This is a genomic window from Agromyces protaetiae (assembly GCF_004135405.1).
GTDB lineage: Bacteria > Actinomycetota > Actinomycetes > Actinomycetales > Microbacteriaceae > Agromyces > Agromyces protaetiae.
The window spans coordinates 2389808-2413342 of record NZ_CP035491.1 but is presented as its reverse complement, the minus strand read 5'-3'; the positions used below and the strand labels follow the sequence as shown (position 1 = coordinate 2413342).

Genomic DNA, 23535 nt, shown 5'->3' with positions numbered 1-23535 from the left:
TCGGGGCGCGCGGGCGACGAGCAGGCGGGGTCAACCGACCCCGAACAAGCCCTGCCCGTACTTCTGCAACGCCTCGTACGCGTCGGCGTACGTCTCGGGTTCAGGATCGCCGCCGTCACCGTACTTCGCGATCAGGATGCCGAGGAGTCCCTTCGCGGGCGGGCTCAGCGGCCGGTCGCCGTGCGCGTCGGCCGGGTGAGGGCGTCCGGCCTCGGGGTTCGGCGGCACGTACTGCGGCGTCGGCGACGGCCAGGTCGACGGATGTCTCGGAGCGGTCAGGTTGACCGCCCCGCCGAGGTCTCGCGCGCCGTCGTCGCGCGCCGTGAGCGGCTCGAGCGCGTGCAGGTTCGTGAGCGTCGACACGACCGCGGCATGGTGCATCTCGTCTTGGATCACCGTGCCCGCCCCCGTGTATGCCGAGATCGCGATCGCGGGCACCCGACAGCCGAGCCGGTCGAACGAGAAGCCCATCTCCCCGGGCTTCGCGTCGGGATGCGGCGGGGTCGCCGCAGGCGGCGGCACGTGGTCGTAGGTACCGCCGTGCTCGTCGAACGTGATGAGCAGCATCGTGTTGAACGCATTCGAGCCGCCCTCGGTCGCGCTCGCGCGAATCGCCTCGTACACGCTCGACACGAGCGCCTCGCCCGCCCGCACGTCGGAGATGGCGTCGTCGTAGACCATCTGCCCCTCGATGTCGCTCCCCTCGAGCCGCCCGAAGGGCGGGTGGAAGTCGTTGTGGTCGTAGATCATGCGCGGCTCGATGAACGTGTACGCCGGCAGGGCGCCTGCCGCGACATCCTGGAAGAACTGCGACATGGGCGCGAAATGCGGGGTCTTCCAGTACTTCTCGAGTGCGGGCGCGTGGATGAGCCCTGTGAGCGAAATGAGTTGCAGGTCGTCGAAGTAGATGCGCCAGTCGAGCCCTGCCGCCTCGAGCCGGTCGAAGATCGTGGATGCGGGCTTCACGTCGAGCCACTTCTTGAAGTCGCCGTTGTAGCGGTTCGTGACGAACCCGTGCGACATCGACGCGTGGAAGAACGAGCGGTTGCAGAACGTCTGCGACGGCACGGCGCAGAACCAGTGGTCGTAGACGGCGAAGCCGCGCGCGAGCGACGACAGCACGGGCAGCATCTGCGGCGAGAACCCGCCCATGATGACCGCGATCTCGTCGTCGGTCGGCTCCCGTTTGTGCGTCTGCGCGAGATGGGCGGCGTAGTCGCGCGCGAACCCCGACATCGAGGCGGATGCCCCTGGGCCCGGCGCGTTGTAGGGGGACGCCATCTCGCCCACTCCGACGCCTTCGTTGGCCGGCGGCTCGATCGTGCCGAACAGTTGCGTGTTGACGTGCGGGAACTCTTCGCCCGGGTCGGGGTCGGGGCTCTGCATGACCCGGTCGGTCGCACCCGTGTAGACATGCGCCTCGAAGGAGCGGCCGTCGGGCAGGGAGTTGCGGTGGGGCGCGTACGCGAGACCTTCGAAGGCGCCGCCCGACGGCGGCGGGTCGTCGGGCGTGTAGAGCCAGCCGAGCAGGTTGTCGAACGAGCGGTTCTCGCCCATGAGCACGACGAGGTGCGCGAAGCCGGGCGAGCCGTCGGCGGGCGGCGTCGGCCCGAGCGTCGGGAGCCCCGTCGGCTCGCCCGGCGAGGCCGCGGGCGGGCCGACGCTCAGGCCGATGGCCGCGCCCGCGGCTCCACCGGCGACTGCTCCCGCTGCGGCGACGCCCCCATACCGAAGGAAATCGCGGCGGCTCGGCGGAACCTTCGCGCGCTGCACGCCATCCACCGGTTCGACGCCCTCTTCACCCGACTCCTCCTCCGCCATGCGCCTCCTCTCGGTCCCCGCCCCGATCCGCTGCCCCGCGCTACGCGTCGAGCGCTGCCGGCCCCTCGGTCACGAGCAGCTTGAACTGCGCGGCATCCAGCACTCTGATGCCGAGCTCTTCGGCCTTCGTGAGCTTCGACCCGGCGCCGGGCCCCGCGGCGACGAAGTCGGTCTTCTTCGACACGCTCGACGCGGCCTTGCCGCCCGCTGCGATGATCGCCTCCTGCGCGCCTTCGCGCGAATATCCTTCGAGCGAGCCGGTCGCGACGACCGTGAGCCCCGCGAGCACTCCCCCGGCTTCGGCGGCCGCGCCGGGCCCCGGATGCCCCGGGATCGCCCATTGCACGCCGGCAGCCGTCCACCGCTCGACGATCTCGCGGTGCCAGTCGACGTCGAACCAGTCGAGGAGGGAGTCGGCGATGATCCCGCCGACTCCGTCGACCTCGGCGAGTTCGTCGCGGCTCGCGGCACGGATCGCGTCGAGCGACCCGAACCAGTCGGCGAGCGCGCGCGCCGCGACCGGGCCGACATGCCGGATGTTGAGCGAGACGAGGAGTCGCCACAGCGGCTTGGTCTTCGCCTTCTCGAGTTCGGCGAGAAGGGTCGTGGCGGCGCCCGAGGGCAGGACCTCTTGGTAGTCCTTCCGGATGCCGCGGCGACGACGCTCCGCCGGGTCGAGGTCTTCGGTGCCCGGCGGGTACGACTTCGGCCCGAACTTCTGGAACGGCGCTCGCCGTACGGGCGCACCCGTCGCTTCGTCGAGTTTCAACTCGCCCGTCTCGGCGTCGCGCACGACGACCTCGATGGGGACGAGCTCGTCGAGTTCGAGGTCGAACAGCCGCGCCTCGGTCGCGAGCGGCGGGATCACGGGGATGAGCGGCTGCGTGAGCGCCGCGGCCGTGACTTCGCCGAGGGCTTCGATGTCGAGGCCGCCGCGCGACCCGATGTGCTCGACGCGCCCGCGCACCTGGGCCGGGCACGACCTCGCGTTGGGGCAACGGAGGTCGACGTCGCCCTCTTTCATCGCTCGGAGCGTGGTGCCGCACTCGGGGCAGAACTCGGGCATGTGCCACTCGATCTCGCTGCCGTCGCGCAGCTGCTCGACGGCGCCGAGGATCTCGGGGATGACATCGCCCGCTTTGCGGAGCACGACGGTGTCGCCGATGAGCACGCCCTTCGCCTTCACGACCTGCTGGTTGTGGAGCGTCGCCTGCCGCACGGTCGAGCCTGCGACCTTGACGGGCTCCATGACGGCGTAGGGCGTGGCCCGGCCGGTGCGACCCACGCCGACGACGATGTCGAGGAGCTTCGTGTGCACCTCTTCGGGCGGGTACTTGTAGGCGATCGCCCAGCGCGGTGCTCGGCTCGTGGCACCGAGCTCGTCGTGCAGTCCGAGTTCGTCGACCTTGACGACGATGCCGTCGATCTCGTGCTCGACCGAGTGGCGGTGCTCGCCGCGCTCGACGATGTAGTCGGCGACCTCGTCGACCGTCTCGAACACGCGCGAGTGCGGTGAGACGGGCAACCCCCACCCGGCGAGCAAGCCGTAGATCTCGGACTGGTTGCGCACCTCGGGCCCGGTCTCGTCGACACCGGCCCACGCGCCGATGCCGTGGAGGTAGAGCGAGAGCCTCCCGAGCCGTTCGCGCATGAGGGCGAGTTCGGCGTCGGACTTGTTCTCGCGTCGCTGCCGCAGGCTGCCGGCTGCCGTGTTGCGCGCGTTCGCGAACTCGGGGTACTTCGTCTTGATCGCGTCGGCCGCTCGGCCCTTGGCGAGTTCTTCGGTCTCGTAGGCCGCCTGCAGCGCGTGCTGGCGGTCGTTGAGCGCCTCGAAGTCGACGGTCTTCAGGAAGATCTCGCCGCGCACCTCGAAGAACGGCGGGAACCCCTCGCCCGACAGGGTGCGCGGGATGACTGGGATGAAGTCGACGTTCTCGGTGATGTCTTCGCCGACGCGCCCGTCGCCGCGCGTGGTCGCCGTCTCGAGCACGCCGTCGCGGTAGGCGAGGCTGATCGCGAGCCCGTCGATCTTGAGCTCGGAGAGCCAGCGCACGGGCCTGCCCGCCGCCGCGGCGGTCTTCGTCGCCCACTCGCGGAACTCGTCGATCGAGAAGACGTTGTCGAGGCTCAGCATGCGCTCGGCATGCTCGTGCTCGGGGAACCCCGCCGACACGATCGCGGCACCGACCTGCTGGGTCGGGCTGTCTTGCCCGACGAGCTCGGGGAACGCCGCTTCGAGCGCTTGGAGCCGGTGGAAGTCGGCGTCGTACTCTGCGTCGGAGAGCGTCGAGTCACCATCGCCGTAGTACGCGAGCCGCGCCTGCTCGATGCGCTCGCGCAGCGTCTCGGACTCGCGGTGGGCTGCGTCGAAGTCGGTCGGGAGGTCGCGGATGTCGCTCACAGCCCAATCCTAGGGAAGGCCGCCGACACGGGCACGGCGCCGGACCTCGAGCCCGACCTGAGATCAGACCCCGACGGGAACCGCTGACACCGTGCGGTCGATCGTGCACTGGCCCAGCACGCGCGTGCCGACGTAGACGACGGCGGTCTGTCCGGGGGCGACGCCGTCAAGGGGCGCGTCAGGCACGACGACCAACTCGGGCTCGCCCGTCTCGTCGTGCGCACCGATGTGCGCGACGGCGGGCACGGGGTCGGCGTGAGCGCGAATCTGCACCTCGCACGCGAACTCATCGCCGGGCGAGGCGATGAGACCGGATGCCTCGGGGTCGGCCCCGGCCCACGAGAACCGCGAGCCGGCGATGAGCCCGACGGCGAGCGCCTCTTTGGGGCCGACGACGACGGTGTTCTGCTTGGGCCGCACCTCGAGCACGAACCTGGGCTTGCCGTCGGCGGCGGGGACGCCGAGGTGCAGGCCGCGGCGCTGGCCGACCGTGTAGGCGTGCGCACCCTGGTGGCTGCCGACGACGGCGCCCGACCGGTCGACGATGTCGCCGGGCATCTCGCCGACCTTGTCGGCGAGCCAGCCCTTGGTGTCGCCGTCGGGGATGAAGCAGATGTCGTACGAGTCGGGCTTGCGCGCGACCGAGAGCCCGCGACGCTCGGCCTCCTGGCGCACGAGTTCTTTCGAGGGCGTGTCGCCGAGCGGGAAGTAGGCGTGCGCGAGCTGCTCTGCGGTCAGGACGCCGAGCACGTAGCTCTGGTCCTTCGCCTCGGCCGATGCACGATGGAGTTCGAGCCGCCCCGAGGCATCCGGAAGCACCTTCGCGTAGTGACCGGTGGCGACGGCGTCGAAGCCCAGCGCGAGCGCCTTCTCGAGGAGGGCGGCGAACTTGACGCGCTCGTTGCAGCGCATGCAGGGGTTCGGCGTGCGGCCGGCCGCGTACTCGGCGATGAAGTCGTCGACGACGTCGGCCTTGAAGCGCTCGGAGAAGTCCCACACGTAGTACGGGATGCCGAGCACGTTCGCGGCGCGCTGCGCGTCCATCGAGTCCTCGATCGTGCAGCAGCCGCGGCTGCCGGTCCGGAGGGTGCCGGGCATCCGGCTGAGGGCCAGGTGGACCCCCACGACGTCATGGCCCGCCTCGACGGCGCGCGCCGCCGCGACGGCGCTGTCGACGCCGCCTGACATCGCCGCAAGCACTCGCATGGATTCCAGTCTACGAAACGCGCGCTGAGCGGATGCCCCGAAGCCCCAGGATGCCCCGAGTATGCCTCAGCGGTCGAAGGAGGTCGATCGGGCGGCGAGGCCGGCACGCGACGCGCGCGCGTACGCCTCGGGCAGCGCTGCGAGGAACGCGTCGACGTCGGCATCGGTCGAGACATGCCCCAGGGTGAGGCGGAGGGCGCCGCGCGCGTCGGCTTCGCTCCGGCCCATGGCCATGAGCACGTGCGAGGGCTCGGGAACGCCCGCCTGGCACGCCGACCCCGTGGAGACGTTGACGCCCGAGGCATCCAAGAGGAAGAGCAGCGAGTCGCCCTCGCAGCCGGGGAACGAGAAGTGCACGTTCGCGGGCAGACGCCCATCGGGCGACGGGTCTCCCGAGAGCCGCGCGTCGGGCACGAGCTCGGCGACGCCTGCGATGATGCGGTCGCGCAAGCGAGACATCCGAAGCGCATCGTCGTCGAGGCGTGCCGAGACCGACGTCGCGGCAGCCGCGAATGCCGCCGCGGCCGCCACGTCTTGCGTGCCCGAACGGATGCGTCGCTGCTGGCCGCCGCCGTGCAGCAGCGGCTCGATCTTCGCCGTGCGATCGAGGACGAGCGCGCCGATGCCCGCGGGCCCGCCGAGCTTGTGCGCCGACACGCTCAGCGCGACGAGGCCGGCACCGGCCGGGGCGTCGGTCTCGCGCCGGATCGCACGTACATCGATCGGCACCTGCCCGTAGGCGGCGATCGCGTCGACGTGGAGCGGCACGCCCGCGCGCGCCGCGAGCGCCGCGACCTCGCGGACGGGCTGGATCGTGCCCACTTCGTTCGAGGCCCACAGCATCGTGACGAGGGCGACGGATGCCGCGTGCTCGGCCAATTCGGCCGCGAGGGCGTCGAGGCGCACCCTGCCGACCGCGTCGACCGGAAGCTCGACGAGTTCGGCGCCCTCGCGCTGCGCGAGCCACTCGACGGTGTCGATCGTCGCGTGGTGCTCGCCGCCCGGATAGAGGATGCGCGGGCGCGGGACATCCGCCTGCCGCTGCCAGTACAGCCCCTTGATCGCGAGGTTCACCGACTCGGTGCCGCTGCCCGTGAAGACGACCTCGATGGCGTCGGCGCCGAGCGTCGCGGCGACCTGTTCGCGCGACTCCTCGAGCAGCCGTTTCGCGGCCTGGCCGGCGCTGTGGATCGACGCGGGGTTGCCCGTGATCGCGAGGGCCGCGGTGAACGCATCGATCGCCTCGGGGCGCATCGGGGTCGTGGCGGCGTGGTCGAGGTACGCCATGGAACTACTGTAGATCGCATGCCTGCGGCAGACCCCCTGACCGACCTCGGCGTCCTCGCCCGACCCGACGGCGGCACGCTGCGCCTGTGGTCCGAGAACGCGACCTCGGTCGAGCTCCTCGTCTTCGATCCGGCCGACCTCGACTGGGCGGTCGACCGCGTCGAGGCGGTGCGCGACGAGCACGGCGTGTGGGAGGCATCCTCACCGCTCCTCGTCCCCGGATCGCGCTACGGCGTGAGCGTCGACGGACCCACGGGCCCCGGCCACGCCTTCAACCCGGTCTACACGCTCCTCGACCCGTACGCGCGCGGTCTTGCGCGCGCCGACGACGGCTCGTGGCGCGGCGTCGCGCTCGGCGCGCTCGACGACGGCTCCTGGCAGCGGGCGCCGAAGCCCGACACGCCGCTCGACCGCTCGGTCGTCTACGAGGCGCACGTGCGCGGCTTCAGCCGCCTGAACCACGAGATCCCGAAGCGCCTCCGCGGCACCTATGCGGGCCTCGCACATGACGCTTCGATCGACTACCTGAAAGACCTCGGCGTCACGGCCGTCGAACTGCTGCCCGTGCACGCGTTCGTCTCGGAGGAGCGGCTGCTCAAGCAGGGGAAGGTCAACTACTGGGGTTACAACACGCTCGCGTTCTTCACCCCGCACCCGCAGTACGCGACCGCCGAGGCGCAGAAGGCCGGCCCCGACGGCGTGCGACGCGAGTTCGCGGGCATGGTCGACCGGCTCCATGCCGCGGGACTCGAAGTCATCCTGGACGTCGTCTACAACCACACGGCCGAAGAAGGGCTCTCCTCGGGCAAGACGTACAGTTTCCGGGGCATCGACAACGCGGGGTACTACCGCCACGACGCCCACGGCCGGTACGTCGACACGACGGGCTGCGGCAACACCCTCGACTTCGGCAACGAGGCGCCATCGCGGCTCGTCCTCGACTCGATGCGGTACTGGGCCGACGAACTCGGCGTCGACGGCTTCCGCCTCGACCTCGCGGCGACCCTCGGCCGCGGCGATCACGGCGAGTTCGAAGCCGGCCACCCGCTCCTCGCGGCCATGCTCGCCGACCCCGTGCTCTCGAAGACGAAGCTCATCGCCGAACCCTGGGACGTCGGCCCCGGCGGCTGGCAGACCGGCAACTTCCCCGCCGGCTTCACCGAGTGGAACGACCGATACCGAGACCGCATGCGCGACTTCTGGCTCGGAGACCTCCGCCGGGAGCGCAAGACGGGCGAGGACGGCAGCGGCATCGGCCGTTTCGCCACCCGACTCGCGGGGTCGTCGAACACGTTCGCGGCCGAGCGCGGGCCCCTCGCGAGCCTCAACTTCATCACCGCGCACGACGGCTTCACCCTCGCCGACCTCACGGCCTACGACCGCAAGCACAACGAGGGCAACGGCGAGTCGAACCGCGACGGCAGCGACAACAACAACTCGTACAACCACGGCGTCGAGGGCGAGTCGGCCGACGCGGTCGTGCGGGCGGCGCGCAGGCGGAGCATCCGGAACCTCCTCGGCACCCTCCTGTTCTCGTCGGGCGTGCCCATGCTGACCGCGGGCGATGAGTTCGGCCGCAGCCAGCGCGGGAACAACAACGCCTACTGCCACGACTCGCGCCTCACGTGGCTCGCATGGGACGCCGAGGAGCGGCCGCGCTTCGCACCCGAGCTGCTCGCGACGACGAAGCACCTCATCCGGCTGCGGAAGGAGAACCCGGCCCTCCGGCCGGTGCGCTACAAGACCTTCGGCGAGCGCACGCCCGGGGCGAGCAACATGGACTGGTACAGCGCCGACGGCGACACCATGACGATCGACGACTGGAACTCCCCCGCCGAGCGCACGCTGCAGTTCCTCGCGGCCTCGACCCCGATGACCGAGCCGTTCAACCGCATCCTCCTCGTCGTGCACGCGCGCGAGACCGAGACCGAGGTCGTGCTTCCCGCCCATGAGGGCGTCGGCGGGTACACGCTCCTCTGGGATTCGGGCGACGAGATGCCCGACGACGTGTCCGCCGCTCCCGAGCGCGCCCTGCCGGGCGATCGCGTCGCGATCGGCCCGTGTACGATGCGGCTCTATCGGGCAGAAGACGCGTAATGGCCAAGAAGACGGATGTCTCGGCCGGCACGCCGGCCACCGTGGCCCTCGCCGCCGCGGGCATCCCCTTCACCGTGCGCGCCTACGACCACGACCCGCGCGCCGCGGCGTTCGGGCTCGAAGCGGCCGAGAAGCTCGGCGCCGACCCCGAGCGCGTGTTCAAGACGCTCCTCGCGACGGTGGACGGCGTGCTCGCCGTCGGCATCGTGCCGGTCGCGATGCACCTCGACCTGAAGGCGCTCGCGACCGCCGTCGGCGGCAAGCGCGCCGAGATGGCAGACCCCGCCGTCGCGGAGCGCAAGACCGGCTACGTCGTCGGCGGCATCAGTCCCATCGGGCAGAAGACGCCCTCGCCGACCGTCCTCGACGAGTCGGCGATCCTCCACGAGACGATCCTCGTGTCGGGCGGGCGCCGCGGACTCGACCTCGAGCTCGCGCCCGACGACCTCCTCGCCGTGACGGGCGGCCGGTACGCGGCGATCGCTCGCGTGCGCTGAGTCCCGCGCGGGAGCGCCGACCGGGCTCCCCCGCTACTGCGCGACCGTCACGAGCCCGAGCTCGGCCGCGCTCTGGAGCAGCGGATGCTTCGGCACGACGCGCACGGTGTAGCCGAAGCCCCCGGCGCGGTCGAGCGTCACGGCGCCCTCGTACGCGCGCGGCCCCGTGGCATCCTTCGCGTTGACGAGTTCGAGCGCTTCGCGCTGGGGGTCGACGATGACCTCGTCGGCGGTCGACCGCCCCGAGACGACCTCGACCTGCACATCGTCGGGCGAGAGCGAGCCGAGTTCGACGAGGGCGCGCAAGCGCAGTTCGTCGCCCACGTGGGGCGTGTCGATGCCACCCGACTCGACGTGCACGACCGACACCCCGGGCCACGCCGCGCGGACGCGGGCGGTGAACGCGGCGAGCTCCCGCGCTCCGCGCGCGAGGTCGGCCGTCACCTCGACGGTGTGCCGCCACGCGTGGCGGTAGAGGCGGTCGACGTACTCGCGCACCATGCGGTCGGCGCCGAGCTCGGGGGCGAGGTTCGCGAGGGTTGAGCGGAGCATGCCGACCCAGTCGGCGGGCACGTCGTCGCTGTCGCGATCGAAGAACTTCGGCATGATCCGGTGCTCGATGAGGTCGTACAGCGCGGCCGCTTCGAGCGCGTCGCGCTCGGCGGCGTCCCCGGCCCGGTCGGCCGACGGGATGACCCAGCCGTAATCCTCCTCGGCGAACTCGGCCCACCAGCCGTCGAGGATCGACAGGTTGAGCGCGCCGTTGAGCGCGGCCTTCATGCCCGACGTGCCGCACGCCTCGAGCGGGCGCAGCGGGTTGTTGAGCCACACGTCGCAGCCCGGGTAGAGCGTCGCGGCCATGCCCATGTCGTAGTCGGGCAGGAACACGATCCGCTCGCGCAGCTCGGGCTGCTGGGCGAACTGCACGAGCCGTTGGATCAGCCGCTTGCCCTCGTCGTCGGCGGGGTGCGACTTGCCCGCGATGACGAACTGCACGGGCCGCTCGGGGTCGGTGAGGATGGCCTTCAGCCGCTCGGGGTCCTGCAGCATGAGCGTCAGGCGCTTGTAGGTCGGCACGCGGCGCGCGAATCCGATCGTGAGGGCGTCGGGGTCGAGCACCCGGCCGAGCCACTCGGGCGCCGCGGCCCCCGAGTGCTGGGACGTCCAGGATGCTTCGAGCCGGCGCCGCGCGTCTTCGACGAGTTGCACGCGCATGCGCCGCTTGACGGCCCACAGCGACGCGTTCTCGAGGGCGGGGCTCAGCCAGTCGGCGTGCTCGGGGTCGGCCGTGCCGAGGGTCTCCTCGGCGAGCGCGAGGACCGCCGGGTCGGTCCAGGTGGGCGCGTGGACGCCGTTCGTGACCGAGGTGATCGGCACTTCGTCGGCGTCGAATCCGGGCCAGAGCGATCCGAACATGCGCCGGCTGACGTCGCCGTGGAGCTTCGAGACGCCGTTGGCGTGCTGCGCGAGGCGGAGTCCCATGACGGCCATATTGAACGCGCTCGTGGCGGGGTCGGCGCCGGGTTCGACGCCGAGGGCGAGCGCGTCGGCGGGTTTGATGGCGGGCAGGAGCGTCTCGGTGAGGTACCGCTCGACGAGCGCGCGGTCGAAGCGGTCGATGCCGGCGGGCACGGGCGTGTGCGTCGTGAACACCGTCGAGGCGCGGACGACCTGGAGCGCTTCGACGAACGAGAGCCCTTCGCCGATGAACGCCGAGATGCGTTCGAGTCCGAGGAAGCCGGCGTGGCCCTCGTTCATGTGGAAGACGCCCGGGAAGCTCGTGCCGGTGATCTCGGCCCATGCGCGGAGTGCGCGCACGCCGCCGACGCCGAGGAGCAGTTCTTGCAGGAGCCGGTGCTCGCCGCCGCCGCCGTAGAGGCGGTCGGTCACCGAGCGGAGGTCGTCGGAGTTGGCGGGCACGTCGGTGTCGAGGAGCAGCAGGTCGACGCGGCCGACGCGGGCGCGCCAGACGCGCGCCGCGAGCGCACCGCCCGCGGGCAGGCCGAGGGTGATCTGGACGGCGGAGCCGTCTGGGCCGCGGACGAGCGAGAGCGGCAGCCCGTCGGGGTCTTGGACGGGGTAGCGCTCCTGCTGCCAGCCGTCGGGCGAGATCGACTGCGAGAAGTAGCCGGCCTTGTAGAAGAGGCCGACGGCGACGATCGGCACGCCGAGGTCGCTCGCGGCCTTGAGGTGGTCGCCCGCGAGGATGCCGAGGCCGCCCGAGTACTGCGGGAGCGCTTCCGTGATGCCGAACTCGGGCGAGAAGTACGCGATGACGCGCGGCGCATCGTCGCCGAGCGACTGGTACCAGCGCGGTTCGGTGAGGTATTCGCGGAGCGCGGCGCGCTCGCGTTCGGCCCATGCGACGTACTGCTCGTCGGCGGCGAACTCCTCGAGCTTCGCGGGATCGACCTCGCCGAGGAATGCGACGGGGTCGCGGCCGCTCGTCGCCCATGTCTCGGGATCGATGTGCTCGAAGAGGCGGCGAGTCGGCTCGTGCCAGGACCAGCGCAGGTTGCCGGCGAGCTCTTCGAGTGCAGAAAGCGGCGCAGGGACGACCGCACGGACCGTGAACTTGCGAATCGGCTTCACAGGGCAACACTATGTGCGACACGTGTCACGTGTGTGAACAGGATGTTCCGAGCCGCCGCACGTCGGCGGCGGGTCTCGGAGGCGGCTCGGACACGCTACGGTCGTGAGCGTGAGCCACGAGTCTCTGCCTCTCCGCATCCCGGTCACGCATGTCACGCCCGCCGCCCCCGAGCCGCGGTGGCGTCCGAAGGCGTTCGAGGGCGAGGTCGTGCCGTTCCGCGCGACCGTGTTCCGCGAAGGGCATGACGCCGTCGGCGCGATGCTCGTGCTCACCTCGCCCACGGGCGAGGAGACGCGGCACCGCATGCGGCCCCTGGCTCCCGGCACCGATCGCTGGGAGGCGCGCGTGCGCCTCGACGTCGTCGGGCTGTGGCGGTTCCGCATCACGGGCTTCGGCGACGAGATCGCGACGTGGCGGCATGACGCGGCCCTGAAGATCGACGCGGGCGTCGACGTCGAGCTCATGTACGAGATCGGCGCGCTCCTGCTCGACCGCGCGGTCGCCGAGAAGTCGCGTCCGGCGCCGATTCGCAAGCGACTCGCCGAGATCGCCGCACGACTGAGAGACGCGGATGCCTCGCCCGAGGCCCGTCGGGCGCTCGTCGACGACGCCGTGCTCGACGAGTTCGCCGCCCGCCCGCTCGCGCGGCTCACGACCGACTCCGACGAGCGCGAACTCCTCGTCGAGCGGCGGCGAGCCGGCGTCGGCGCGTGGTACGAGTTCTTCCCGCGGTCGGAGGGCGCGAAGCGCCAGAAGGACGGCACGTGGAAGTCGGGCACGTTCCGCACGGCCGCGAAGCGGCTCGACGGCGTCGCCGCGATGGGCTTCGACGTCGTCTACCTCCCCCCGATCCACCCGATCGGCGTCACGAACCGCAAAGGCCCGAACAACACGCTGGCCCCGGGCCCGAGCGACCCCGGCTCGCCGTGGGCGATCGGCGGCCCGCTCGCCGACGGCACGCCGGGCGGCCACGACGCCGTCCACCCCGACCTCGGCACCCTCGCCGACTTCCGCGCCTTCGTCCGGCGGGCGACATCCCTCGGTCTCGAGGTCGCCCTCGACCTCGCCCTCCAAGCCTCGCCCGACCACCCGTGGGTGATCGACCACCCCGAGTGGTTCACGGTCCTGCCCGACGGCACCATCCGCTACGCGGAGAACCCGCCGAAGAAGTATCAGGACATCTATCCGGTGAACTTCGACGACGACCCCGAGGGCATCTTCTCTGAAGTGCTCCGCATCATCCGGCACTGGATGAAGCAGGGCGTGCGCATCTTCCGCGTCGACAACCCGCACACGAAGCCGCTCGCGTTCTGGGAGAGGATCATCCGCGAGGTCAACGACGAGGCGCCCGACGTGGTCTTCCTCGCCGAGGCCTTCACGCGCCCCGCGATGCTGCGATCACTCGCGGCTGCAGGGTTCCAGCAGTCGTACACGTACTTCACGTGGCGGAACACGAAGGGCGAGCTCGAGGAGTTCCTCACGTCGCTCGCCGACGAGACGGCCGACTACCTGCGTCCGAACCTCTTCGTGAACACCCCCGACATCCTCACCGAGTACCTCCAGTTCGGCGGGCCTGCGGCGTTCACCGTGCGAGCCACGATCGCCGCGACCGCGGCTCCGACCTGGGGCGTGTATGCGGGCTTCGAGCTCTTCGAGTCGGTCGCGCGCCCCGGCGCCGAAGAGGCCATCGACAACGAGAAGTACGAGTACAAGCCGCGCGACTTCGCCGCCGCCGAGCGCGAGGGCCGCTCCCTCGCGCTCTACCTCGGCATCCTCAACGGCATCCGACGCGACCACCCTGCGCTCGGCCAGCTCCGCAACCTGCACGTCCACCACACCGACGACGACTCCGTCATCGCGTACTCCAAGCACCTCGAGAAGGCGTTCACCGGCACCGGCGCCGACGACACGATCATCGTCGTCGCGAACGTCGACCCGCACTCCGTGCGCGAGACCACCGTGCACCTCGACCTCGAGGCGCTCGGTCTGACTCCCGGCGAACCGTTCACCGTCGAAGACCTGGTCGACGGCGAACGCTGGGAGTGGAGTACGTCGAACTACGTCCGGCTCGACGCGTTCACGCGGCCCGCGCACGTCCTGCGCGTCGTCCGCGAGTCCGAGAAGCCGGTGCGTGCGAGCAGGAAACGAGGAGCCAGTGCCTGAACCCGTCGCCCCCGTCACCGGACCGGTCGTCTCGAACGACGTCCTCGCCGCCGTCGCCGAAGGCCGCCACTCCGATCCGCACTCGGTCCTCGGCCAGCACGGGTTCGAGATCGCGGGCGCTGCCGGGCCGCACACCGTCATCCGCACGCTCCGCCCCCTCGCGGCATCCGTCGACGCCGTCTTCGACGACGGCACGTCCCTCCCGCTCCTCCACGTCGGATACGGCATCTGGGCGGGCGCGGGCGAGTTCGGGCCGACCGACTATCGGGTCCGCGCACGCTACGACGACGGCACCGACTGGACCGCCGACGACCCGTACCGCTTCGCTCCGACGATCGGCGAGCTCGACCTCCATCTGATCCAGGAGGGTCGTCACGAAGAGCTCTGGCGCGTGCTCGGGGCGCACCACCGCGAGCACTGGGGTCTCGGCGGACAGGTCGCCGGCACGTCGTTCACGGTGTGGGCGCCGCGAGCGAAGGCCGTGCGCGTGGTGGGCGACTTCAACCGGTGGAGCGGCGAGAGCCACGCCATGCGCAGCATGGGCGGCAGCGGCGTGTGGGAGCTGTTCGTGCCCGACCTCGCGCCCGGCGCGACGTACAAGTTCCAGCTCCTCACCCAGGCCGACACCTGGGTCATGCGCGCCGACCCCATGGCCCGCCAGGCCGAAGTCTCTCCCGCGACCGGGTCGGTCGTCGCCGACGACGGCCGCTACGGCTGGGAAGACGGCGAATGGATGTCTCGCCGGGCGCACACGAACGCGCACTCCGAACCCATGAGCATCTACGAACTCCACCTCGGATCGTGGCGCCCCGGCAAGTCGTATCGCGACGTCGCCGACGAGCTCATCGAGTATGTGCAGTGGCTCGGGTACACGCATGTCGAGTTCATGCCGCTCGCCGAGCACCCGTTCGGCGGCTCCTGGGGCTACCAGGTCACCGGCTACTACGCCGCGACGAGCCGTTTCGGCTCGCCCGACGACCTCCGGTACCTCATCGACCGTCTGCACCAGGCGCGCATCGGCGTCATCATGGACTGGGTCCCTGGCCACTTCCCGAAAGACGAGTGGGCGCTCGCCCGCTTCGACGGCGAACCCCTCTACGAGCACCCCGACCCCCGCCGCGGCGAACAGCTCGACTGGGGCACCTACGTCTTCGACTACGGCAATCCGCGCGTCCGCAACTTCCTCGTCGCCAACGCGCTCTTCTGGTTGGAGGAGTTCCACGTCGACGGCCTCAGGGTCGATGCCGTGGCATCCATGCTCTACCTCGACTACTCGCGCGAAGACGGCCAGTGGCTGCCCAACATCCACGGCGGGCGCGAGCACCTCGAAGCGATCGGCTTCCTGCAGGAGGCGACCGCGACGGCCTACAAGCGCAACCCCGGCATCGTCATGATCGCCGAGGAGTCGACGTCATGGCCGGGGGTCACCGCGCCGACGAACTCGGGAGGCCTCGGCTTCGGCTACAAGTGGAACATGGGGTGGATGCACGACACCCTGCAGTACATCCAGAAAGACCCGATGTACCGCTCGCACCACCACCACGACCTCACGTTCTCGTTCCTGTACGCCTTCAGCGAGCACTTCATCCTCCCGATCAGCCACGACGAGGTCGTGCACGGCAAGGGGTCGCTCCTCCGCAAGATGCCCGGCGACCACTGGCAGCAGCTCGCGAACGCGCGCGCCTACCTCTCGTACATGTGGGCGCATCCCGGCAAGCAGCTGCTCTTCATGGGGCAGGAGTTCGGGCAGCTCTCCGAGTGGAGCGAGGAGCGCGGCCTCGACTGGTGGATCCTCGACCAGCCGACCCACCGTCAGCTCGCCGAGTTCGTCGGACAGCTCAACCGCACCTACACGTCGTTGCCCCAGCTCTGGCAGCTCGACGACGATTCGGCGGGCTTCGAGTGGGTCGAGGGCGGCGCGGCGGCCGAGAACGTCATCGCGTTCCTCCGCTACGACCTGGAACGGCGACCGGTCCTCTGCGTCGTGAACTTCGCGGGGCGCCCGCACGAGGGCTTCCGGCTGGGGCTCCCGCTTGCGGGGCGCTGGACCGAGATCCTGAACTCGGATGCCACGGAGTACGGCGGATCGGGCGTCGGCAACCTCGGCGGCGTCGACGCGACGGATGACCCGTGGTCGGGCCGTCCGGCGTCGGCGAGCTTCACACTGCCGCCGCTCGGCGCGGTGTGGTTCCGCTACGACGGGTGATCGAGCCCTAGTACAGCAGGTTCGCGAGTCGTCGCCGCGCGGCGGCGACTCGCGGATCGTCGGTGCCGACGACCTCGAACAATTCGAGGATGCGCTCGCGCACGCGGCCCTTGCCGTCGGCGTCGAGGGTCGGGAAGAGGCTGAGGAGCCGGTCGAACGCGTCGTCGACGTGTCCGCCCGACAGGTCGAGGTCGGCGACGTCGAGTTGCGCGTCGAGGTCGTCGGGGGCCTGTGCGGCGGCGTTCCGGATCGCGTCGAGCGTCTTGCCCTTGAGTCGGCCGAGCAGATTGGCCTGTGCAAGCCCCGCGACCGCGAGGGTATCGCGCGGATCTTGCGCGATCGCCGTCTTGTAGGCGGCCGAGGCGGCCTCGAAGTCGCCTCGCGAGATCGCGTCGAACGCTTCCTGGTGGAGCGGCGGCAACGGCTCTTCGACGGGCTCGGCAGGCTCTGCGCCCGTGCCGTCGCCCGTTTCGTCGATCCGCCCCGTCACGCCGTTCTCGGCGGCGAGCGTCAGCAACTGGTCGAAGACCTGGTCGATGACGTCGTCGGGCTGCACGCCCTGGAAGAGCGGCACCGGCTGACCTGCCACGAGCGCGACGACCGTCGGCACCGACTGCACCTGGAGCGCCTGGACGAGCTGCGGAGCGCGGTCGGCCTCGACCGCTGCGAGGACGAGCGCACCGGCACGGGCGCGGACGAGGCCCGCGAGCGAGTCGACGAGCGCCTTCGACTGGTCGCTCCACGACGCCCACAGGGCGACGACGACGGGCACGGTGCGGGAGAGTTCGAGGACGGGGGCGAACCCCGCGTCATCCGTCTGCACGACGAGCGGATCGTTCGCCGCACCGGCGACCGCGCCGGGCGGAGGAGTCTGCGCGCGATTCGCGAGCGATGAGAGGTCGACGGCGCCGCGAAGCTGCGCGCCGTTGGGTTCGATGGGGTTGCTCACGGTGCCTCCGAAGCCGAGACGAGGTTCTCCGACCATCCGAGGAGACGGATGGGTTCATCCGAGCCGACCTTCGGCACGTAGAAGAGCAGCTGGAGTTCGCGCGTGGCCTGCACGCCCTTCGCGCTCTGCGCTGTGAAACCCGACAGCACCGACGCGGGCTGGCCCGCGGGGAAGCTGATCAGGCCGCCGTCGTTCGGTCGACTGATCTCGGTGCGGGTGACCGTCGTCGACACCAGGGCGCCCGCGTCGTTCGTGCCGAGGGACACGATCGGCGCGTCTCCAGCGACGGTCGAGACCTCGAGGGTTATCGTCGGCTGGGCTGATTCGACTGCGGCCTTGCGAGCGGCGGCGTTGAGCGTGTCGTCGAGATCCATGCCTTCGAGATCGAAACTCGATGCGTACGTGCTCACCTCCCCCGTCATGAGGATGTCGGCGAACGCCGCGCCGACCTGCGACGGGGGCATGACGAGCAGCTTGCTGTCGACGGTCACGCTCGGCGCGCCGATCGAAGCCGGGGCGAGCTGGGGGACGTCGGCATCGGGAACGAGTTGCGACGCGTAGAGGATCCGGAAGTTGTCGCGCGGCGTTTCTTGCACGAGCACGAGGGCCGACGGCGCGATCGTGGGGTCGTCGCTCTCAGCGATCGTGAGGACCGTCCGCGGCCAAACCCCCGCCTTCGTCTGCTGCGGGAGGACCACCTGGTCGGGCGTCGAGGCGGGTACGGCGACGGGGCCCGGCTGATCGGGCAGCGCGGCACGGATGACGTAGTTCGCCTTCCGGGCGTCGAGCGCGGGGCCGACGAACCGCTGCTCTGCCGCCACAGGGTCGAGTGCGCCGTCGGCCGTCGCGGTCGTCGCCGCGATCTTGCCCATGATGCGTTCCATCTGCGGCACCGTGACGGCCGGCTCGACCGGCTCGACTTCTTCGGCTTCTTCAGCACCGGGCGTCGCCGTCGGCGTCGCCGTCGGCTCCGCCGTCGCGGGCGCTCCTTCGAGGCTCGGCCAGTACTCGGGCGCACACGCCGTGAGACCGAAGACGGGCACGAGCACGAGGGCGGCGACCGCGGTGCGGCGACCGGCCGAACGGCGTCCGCTCGTGAGCTGCGCCTTGCCGGGCTTGGGCGAGAGCAGGGGCTTCATCTTGGAGCCGCCCTTCGGCAGATTGCGGCGGGGGCCGCGCGAACGCCGGTGATGCAGGATTCCCGAGATCACGAGCCACACCCCGACGAGGAAGACGACCGTTCCGCCCGTGAGGAGCGGCCCGACCCAGGGAGTGGAGTTGTCGAGCGGCCAGGCGATGCCGATGCGGTCGGGCACGGGATCTTGGGAGCCGGATGCCACGAGGACCGACACCTCGCTCGGGACGTCGATCGTCATCGTGAGCCGGCTCTGCTCCTCGCTCAGCTCGTCGAGCCAGAGGTCGGATCCGGCGGGCGACACGATGACGGGCTCGGCGTCGGCGTCGGCCTCGGTCGCGGCGTCGGCGGGCGGGGTGGTCGGCGCCGGCTCTGTCGTCGTCACGTCGTCGGCGGCGGTGTCATCGGCGGCGGTGTCGTCGTCCGCCTCGGTCGGGTCGACGACGGTGCTCGTGAGTTCGCCCGTCTCGGCGTCGAATCCGACCGAGATGAACGTGTCGTCGCCGACCCAGCCGAGCACGTCTCCCGTGCGCCCGTACGCGAGGTAGGTCGACCCCTTGCCCGCGACCGTGATCGCCTGCTTGCCGGGGTAGGCCGCGAGGGCCTCCGGCGAGATCACGAGGTAGTCGGCGTCCGAGGAGTCGACCGCGATGTCGAGCGAGACGCGATCCGACTCGAGGAAGACCGTGCGTTGCGCGATGCCGAGCCCGATCATCACAGCCGCGGCGATGAACGCCACGATGGCGAAGACGAAGCGCACGAACAACCTCCAGTGCCGCCATCGCGGCATCGACAAAGACAACCCACACTATCGGCATCCGTCTGAAAGCGAACCGAATGTCCGCTGAACCGTAGTTCGCCCGCGCGCGATCGCGGCTCGCGGCGTCACGGAGAGGTGCCACCGCTTCGAAAACCGGTCGGCGGGCCGATACATCCGCGCCGTACAATCAGAGGCGAGTTTGCCGCGCCCACCCTCCCCCCATCCGAGGCGCGGACCCCCAACCGGAGGAAGCATGGCCGTCGAAGAGACCGAGTTCACCCAGGTGTTCCGCGGATACGACAAAGACGAAGTGGACAAGGCCATCAACGGCCTCCGCCGCGACGTCATCACCGCGAACACCCAGATCGCCGACGTCAACAAAGAGAACAAGCGCCTCGGCGCCCGCATCGAAGAGCTCTCGGCCGAGCTCGAGGAGGTCGGCAGCCCGACCTTCTCGGGCCTCGGCACGAAGCTCGAGAACACGCTCCGCGTCGCCGAAGAGCAGTCGACGCGTCTCATCGCGCAGGCCGACATCGACGCCGAGAAGCTCCGCCGCGCCGCCGAAGACGAGGTGCACCTCCTCAAGTCCGACGCGCAGGAACTCGCCGACCGCACGCTCAGCGAGTCGCGCGCCCAGGCGAACCGGATCCTCGAGAATGCCCGCTCCGAGGCCGACGACATGGTCGCGCGCGCCCACGAGTCGAGCGAGCAGCTCCGACAGGACGCCGCCCAGGACGCTGCGGCCATTCGCAGCGCCGCTGCGACCGAGGTCGCCGAGCTCCGAGCGACGGCCAAACGCGAGACATCCGCGCTCCTCGCCGAAGCCGAGCGCAAGGCCGCCGACCTCGTCGCCGACGCCAACAAGTCGGCGAGTGCCGCCCGCGCGACGGCCGCCGGCCTCGCACAGGAGACCGAGCAGACCCGCGCCGAGGTGGCCGCCGAGCTCGACCTCGCGCGTGCCGAGCTCGCGAAGGAGACCGAGCAGGCCCGCATCGACCTTGCGAAGGAGACCGAGCAGGCCCGCATCGACCTCGCCCGCGAGACGCAGGAGTCGCGCGCCTCGATCGAGGCCGAGATCACCGAGCGCCGCACCGAACTCGAGCACGAGCTCGCCCAGGCCCGCACCGACCTCGAGCGCGAGCTCGCCACGGTCCGCGCCAAGCTCGACGAAGACCGCGAGCAGACCAAGGTCGACCTCGAGCGCGAGTCCGAGACCGCGCGTCTCAAGCTGAAGAACGAACTCGACCGCGTCCGCGCCAAGCACGAGGCCGACCTCGACCAGCTCCGCGCCGACCTCGCCCTCGAGCAGGAGCAGGCCCGCGCCGACTTCGAGGCCGAGGCCGAGCAGGCCCGCATCGACCTCGACAACCAGCTCACGGCCATGCGCAAGAAGACGGCGCACGAGGTCAACCGCAGCAAGCGCGAGATCGAGCAGGCTCGCATCGACCTCGACGGCGAGCTCGCGACCAAGCGCGACGAGGCCGAGCAGGAGCTCCTCGTCCGTCACCAGGAGGCCGTCGCCGAGACGCAGGGCTTCCTCGACGAGGCCAACGCCGAACTCGCCGAAGCGGTCTCCCGCACGGCCGACGCGCGCACCGAGCTCGAGCGCCTCGAGACGGCCGCCCGCGCCGAGATCGCCGCCATCCGCGACCGTGCCGACGAAGAGGCGCGCGAGCGCGTCGCCGAGGCGCACTCGCAGGCGCGCAAGCTCATCGCCGACGCCGACGAGCGCACCCGTGCCCTCGTCGCCGACGCGGAAGACCGACTCGCGCAGATCCGCATCGAGCGCGACGCCGTCGCAGGGTACTTCGAGAGCCTCCGCGGCGTGCTCACGCAGGCCGAGCAGGTCGCTTCGCAGAACTGACCTCGGCGCGAACGCGCGAAGGGGGCGGCCGATCGGCCGCCCCCTTCGTCGTCTCCGGATGATTCGGCGCGTCGTCTCCGGTCGAAGGCGAGCCGCGCTACACCGGGCGCCAGGTCGTCGGCAGCGGCGAGGCCTCGGGCGCGACGCGTGCGACGATCTCGTCGAGCGCCCGCCGCGTGAGCGTCTCGCCGACCCACAGGTGCTTGCCGCCCTCGATCGGCACGACCTCGATGTTCGGCACCGTGCCGAACCGTTCGAACGCCTCGTCGGGCTGGAGGAAGTCGTCGTGCTCGGGCACGAGCGCCACGACGGGCACTCTCGCGTCGCGCCAGCGCGCGAGCTCTTCGGCGGTCGTCCGCCGGAGCGGCGGCGAGAGCAGGATGACTCCGGCGATGTCGTGCTCGAGGCCGTGCTTCAGTGCGAGCTCGGTGCCGAACGACCAGCCGACGAGCCACGGCGTCGGGAGTCCGCGTTCACGGACGAACGCGACCGCTGCCGCGACATCCGCCCGCTCGTCGACCCCGTCGCCGAACGCACCCTCGCTCGTGCCGCGCGGCGAACTCGTGCCGCGCGTGTTGAAGCGCAGCACCGCCACGCCCGCGAGGGCAGGGAGCCGCGCAGCAGCCTTGCGGAGGACGTGGGAGTCCATGAAGCCGCCGGCCGTCGGGAGCGGGTGCAGGGTGAGCAGTGTCGCCGCCGGCGCGCGGTCGATCGGCGTCGCGAGCTCGCCGACGAGCGTCAGCCCGTCGGCGGTGTGCAGCTCGATCTCTTCGCGATTCGCGGGCAATTCGACGCCCGCCCGGATCTCGACGGGTGCGGGTTCGTTCACGGGGCGCCGATCCTCCAGCAGTGGGTGTGCCAATGGCGCCGCGCGGCGAGGTCGGCTGCGTCGCCGAGGACGCCGTCGGCCCGCCAGGCGACGAGGTGTGCGGTGCCCGGTGCGACCTCTTGGCCGCAGCCGGGGCAGGTGTACGGCTTCGAGGCCTGCTGCTCCGAGATCGGCTGGACGTACCATTCGCGTCCGCCGCGGATCTCGGTGCGCTTCCAGCCCGCGGTGAGTCGTTCGACGTCGAGTTCGGGATGTCCGGCGCGGGCCTTCGCGGCCCGGCCGCGCGCTCGATTCGACGGTGCCATCGTTCCAGTCTAGGTCGGGCACGCGTGCCGAAGGCTCCCGGCGCACGCGCAGCGGGTCAGTACCAGCCGCTGTCCTGCGAGTGCGCCCAGGCTCCGCACGGCGAGCCGTACCGGCCCTGCACGTAGCCGAGACCCCACTCGATCTGGGTGGCGGCGCTCGTCTCCCAGTCGGCGCCGGCGCTCGCCATCTTCGACCCTGGGAGCGCCTGTGGGATGCCGTATGCGCCGCTGCCGGCGTTGTACGCGTTCACCCGCCAGCCCGACTCCTTCGCCCACAGGGCGACGAGGCAGTCGAACTCGGTCGAGGGCCAGCCGCGGGCTGCGACGGCTCCTGCCGCGTATGCCTGAGCCGACCCGGGGTCGGGAGTGACCGCGGGCGGAGCCCACCCTGCCGACGCGGGCTTCGCCGCGGGCTCGTCGGGCTTCTTCTCGACGTGGTAGCTCTCCTGGCCGACCGAGAGCGCGTACTCCCCCTCGACCTCGACCGACTGCGGCACGGCACCGCCGAATCGGGCCGGGCTGGTGTGCTCGGCCGAGGCCGTCGCGCCCGAGTACGGGTCGACGATGTTGACGAGGAAGAAGCTCGCAGCAGCGGTGAAGGCGAACAGCACGGATGTCGCCTGCTTCGCCTTGCTCGTGACGCGCGCGCTGCTCGGAGTCGGCCCGGCCGCTCGCGCGCCCGGTGCCCGCGCAGCCGCCGTCTGTGCAGCCCTTGCCTGGGCAGCCGGTGTCGGCTCGACCGACGCGAACGTCGCCCTCGAGACCGACGGGAGACCGGAATTCGCCCCTCGACCGGTCGCTGCAGGGTGCGCGTCGCGCGCGCCACCATCGGAATGCCTGCCCACGATCACCCGATCCTAGCGGTCAGCGGACCGCGAGCATGACGTCGACGACGGCGTCGAGCACGAGGTCGACCTGCGCCTCGCGGTACCCGCCCCGCTGCGCCGTGAACGTCACCGTGCGGACGTCGTCGATGCCGATCGGCCACCCGTCGGTGAAGTAGCGACCGAGTCGTTCGGCGAAGCGATCGACCTCTTTGACGCTATAGCCGAGGACGAGCGGATTCACCCGGTCGAAACGTTCACGGTCGGGGCGGGCGAGACGGTTCGCGACGACCTGCGCCGTCGTGCGCGCCTCGGTGAGCCAGGCTTCGTCACCGTGGAGTCGGGCCGCGATCTGACGCTCGCGCGCCGCGAACGCGTCTTCGAGCCGTTCGAGGGCTGCATCGACGTGGGCGGTCGAGTAGCCGCCCTTCTGCATGCCGAAGGCCGTGAGCCTGATGTTCTCGGCCGTCACCTTCGGATCGCCGGGACGCATGGTGCCGTCGTAGGCGCGTCGGGCGACGACGAGGAACTCGTCGACCTGGTCGACGTCATAGCCGAGCTGGGGTCTGCGCGCGCGAGGAAACGTGGGGGCCACCGA

General features: G+C 70.9%; 16 protein-coding genes. 5 read left to right on the top strand and 11 right to left on the bottom strand.

Translation table 11 applies throughout. The annotated features are described in order from the left end of the window. Positions 1-30 precede the first annotated feature (30 nt). The 4 genes from ET445_RS11170 to ET445_RS11155 all read right to left on the bottom strand — a co-directional run bounded on the left by ET445_RS11170 (position 31) and on the right by ET445_RS11155 (position 6715). Positions 31-1821, bottom strand: coding sequence for an alkaline phosphatase family protein (locus ET445_RS11170; protein ID WP_129191349.1), 1791 nt, complete (start codon positions 1819-1821; stop codon positions 31-33). Between the two features lie 40 nt (positions 1822-1861). Beyond that, positions 1862-4222, bottom strand: a complete 2361-nt coding sequence (ligA, locus tag ET445_RS11165; RefSeq protein WP_129191347.1) for an NAD-dependent DNA ligase LigA — start codon at positions 4220-4222, stop codon at positions 1862-1864. Positions 4223-4285: 63 nt separating this feature from the next. Beyond that, positions 4286-5428: a tRNA 2-thiouridine(34) synthase MnmA gene (gene mnmA, locus ET445_RS11160; RefSeq protein WP_129191346.1), complete on the bottom strand. Its 1143-nt coding sequence runs from the start codon at positions 5426-5428 to the stop codon at positions 4286-4288. Positions 5429-5494: 66 nt separating this feature from the next. Continuing rightward, a complete protein-coding gene (locus ET445_RS11155) occupies positions 5495-6715 on the bottom strand; it encodes a cysteine desulfurase family protein (protein WP_129191344.1) in 1221 nt (406 codons plus the stop codon). A gap of 18 nt (positions 6716-6733) precedes the next feature. Between ET445_RS11155 and glgX the strand changes: the two genes are divergently transcribed. Then, entirely contained in the window at positions 6734-8812 is a 2079-nt protein-coding gene (gene glgX / locus ET445_RS11150) for a glycogen debranching protein GlgX (protein WP_129191343.1), read from the top strand. After that, positions 8812-9309 carry a Cys-tRNA(Pro) deacylase gene (gene ybaK / locus ET445_RS11145; RefSeq protein WP_129191341.1) on the top strand — a complete coding sequence of 166 codons (498 nt, stop codon included), beginning with the start codon at positions 8812-8814 and terminating at the stop codon, positions 9307-9309. The genes glgX and ybaK overlap by 1 nt, the downstream gene beginning before the upstream one ends. 33 nt (positions 9310-9342) lie before the next feature. Here ybaK and glgP read toward each other — a convergent pair whose 3' ends face one another. Further along, on the bottom strand, positions 9343-11901 hold the full coding sequence (gene glgP, locus ET445_RS11140; RefSeq protein WP_129191339.1) for an alpha-glucan family phosphorylase: 2559 nt from the start codon (positions 11899-11901) through the stop codon (positions 9343-9345). Positions 11902-12010: 109 nt separating this feature from the next. Between glgP and ET445_RS11135 the strand changes: the two genes are divergently transcribed. Further along, on the top strand, positions 12011-14065 hold the full coding sequence (locus tag ET445_RS11135; RefSeq protein ID WP_129191338.1) for a maltotransferase domain-containing protein: 2055 nt from the start codon (positions 12011-12013) through the stop codon (positions 14063-14065). Next, entirely contained in the window at positions 14058-16271 is a 2214-nt protein-coding gene (gene glgB, locus ET445_RS11130) for a 1,4-alpha-glucan branching protein GlgB (protein WP_243695179.1), read from the top strand. Before ET445_RS11135 ends, glgB begins: the two co-directional genes overlap by 8 nt. Positions 16272-16278: 7 nt before the next feature. On the opposite strand, the gene ET445_RS11125 is transcribed toward glgB, so the two are convergent. Both ET445_RS11125 and ET445_RS11120 read right to left on the bottom strand, forming a co-directional pair. After that, positions 16279-17220, bottom strand: a complete 942-nt coding sequence (locus tag ET445_RS11125; protein ID WP_243695178.1) for a tetratricopeptide repeat protein — start codon at positions 17218-17220, stop codon at positions 16279-16281. Then, the gene (locus ET445_RS11120; RefSeq protein WP_129191333.1) at positions 17217-19115 is read right to left on the bottom strand and encodes a hypothetical protein; all 1899 of its coding nucleotides are present in this window, start codon (positions 19113-19115) and stop codon (positions 17217-17219) included. The genes ET445_RS11125 and ET445_RS11120 overlap by 4 nt, the downstream gene beginning before the upstream one ends. Before the next feature lie 253 nt (positions 19116-19368). Between ET445_RS11120 and ET445_RS11115 the strand changes: the two genes are divergently transcribed. Further along, positions 19369-20979, top strand: a complete 1611-nt coding sequence (locus tag ET445_RS11115; RefSeq protein WP_129191331.1) for a DivIVA domain-containing protein — start codon at positions 19369-19371, stop codon at positions 20977-20979. Between the two features lie 97 nt (positions 20980-21076). Here ET445_RS11115 and ET445_RS11110 read toward each other — a convergent pair whose 3' ends face one another. The 4 genes from ET445_RS11110 to ET445_RS11095 form a co-directional block, all read right to left on the bottom strand. Continuing rightward, positions 21077-21808, bottom strand: a complete 732-nt coding sequence (locus tag ET445_RS11110) for an alpha/beta hydrolase (protein ID WP_208008383.1) — start codon at positions 21806-21808, stop codon at positions 21077-21079. Beyond that, positions 21805-22113, bottom strand: coding sequence for a hypothetical protein (locus ET445_RS11105; RefSeq protein ID WP_129191329.1), 309 nt, complete (start codon positions 22111-22113; stop codon positions 21805-21807). The genes ET445_RS11110 and ET445_RS11105 overlap by 4 nt, the downstream gene beginning before the upstream one ends. 56 nt (positions 22114-22169) lie before the next feature. Then, complete coding sequence (locus tag ET445_RS18040; protein WP_243695177.1) at positions 22170-22724, bottom strand: aggregation-promoting factor C-terminal-like domain-containing protein; 555 nt, start codon at positions 22722-22724, stop codon at positions 22170-22172. 253 nt (positions 22725-22977) lie between these two features. Further along, the gene (locus ET445_RS11095) at positions 22978-23532 is read right to left on the bottom strand and encodes a DivIVA domain-containing protein (protein ID WP_129191327.1); all 555 of its coding nucleotides are present in this window, start codon (positions 23530-23532) and stop codon (positions 22978-22980) included. Between the last annotated feature and the right edge of the window lie 3 nt (positions 23533-23535).

Excerpts from the sequence above, each read along its gene's own strand:
- ET445_RS11170 (WP_129191349.1), bottom strand. The coding sequence starts at position 1,821 with ATGGCGGAGGAGGAGTCGGGTGAAGAGGGCGTCGAACCGGTGGATGGC.
- mnmA (WP_129191346.1), bottom strand. The coding sequence starts at position 5,428 with ATGCGAGTGCTTGCGGCGATGTCAGGCGGCGTCGACAGCGCCGTCGCG.
- ET445_RS11155 (WP_129191344.1), bottom strand. The coding sequence starts at position 6,715 with ATGGCGTACCTCGACCACGCCGCCACGACCCCGATGCGCCCCGAGGCG.
- glgX (WP_129191343.1), top strand. The coding sequence starts at position 6,734 with ATGCCTGCGGCAGACCCCCTGACCGACCTCGGCGTCCTCGCCCGACCC.
- ybaK (WP_129191341.1), top strand. The coding sequence starts at position 8,812 with ATGGCCAAGAAGACGGATGTCTCGGCCGGCACGCCGGCCACCGTGGCC.
- ET445_RS11115 (WP_129191331.1), top strand. The coding sequence starts at position 19,369 with ATGGCCGTCGAAGAGACCGAGTTCACCCAGGTGTTCCGCGGATACGAC.
- ET445_RS11105 (WP_129191329.1), bottom strand. The coding sequence starts at position 22,113 with ATGGCACCGTCGAATCGAGCGCGCGGCCGGGCCGCGAAGGCCCGCGCC.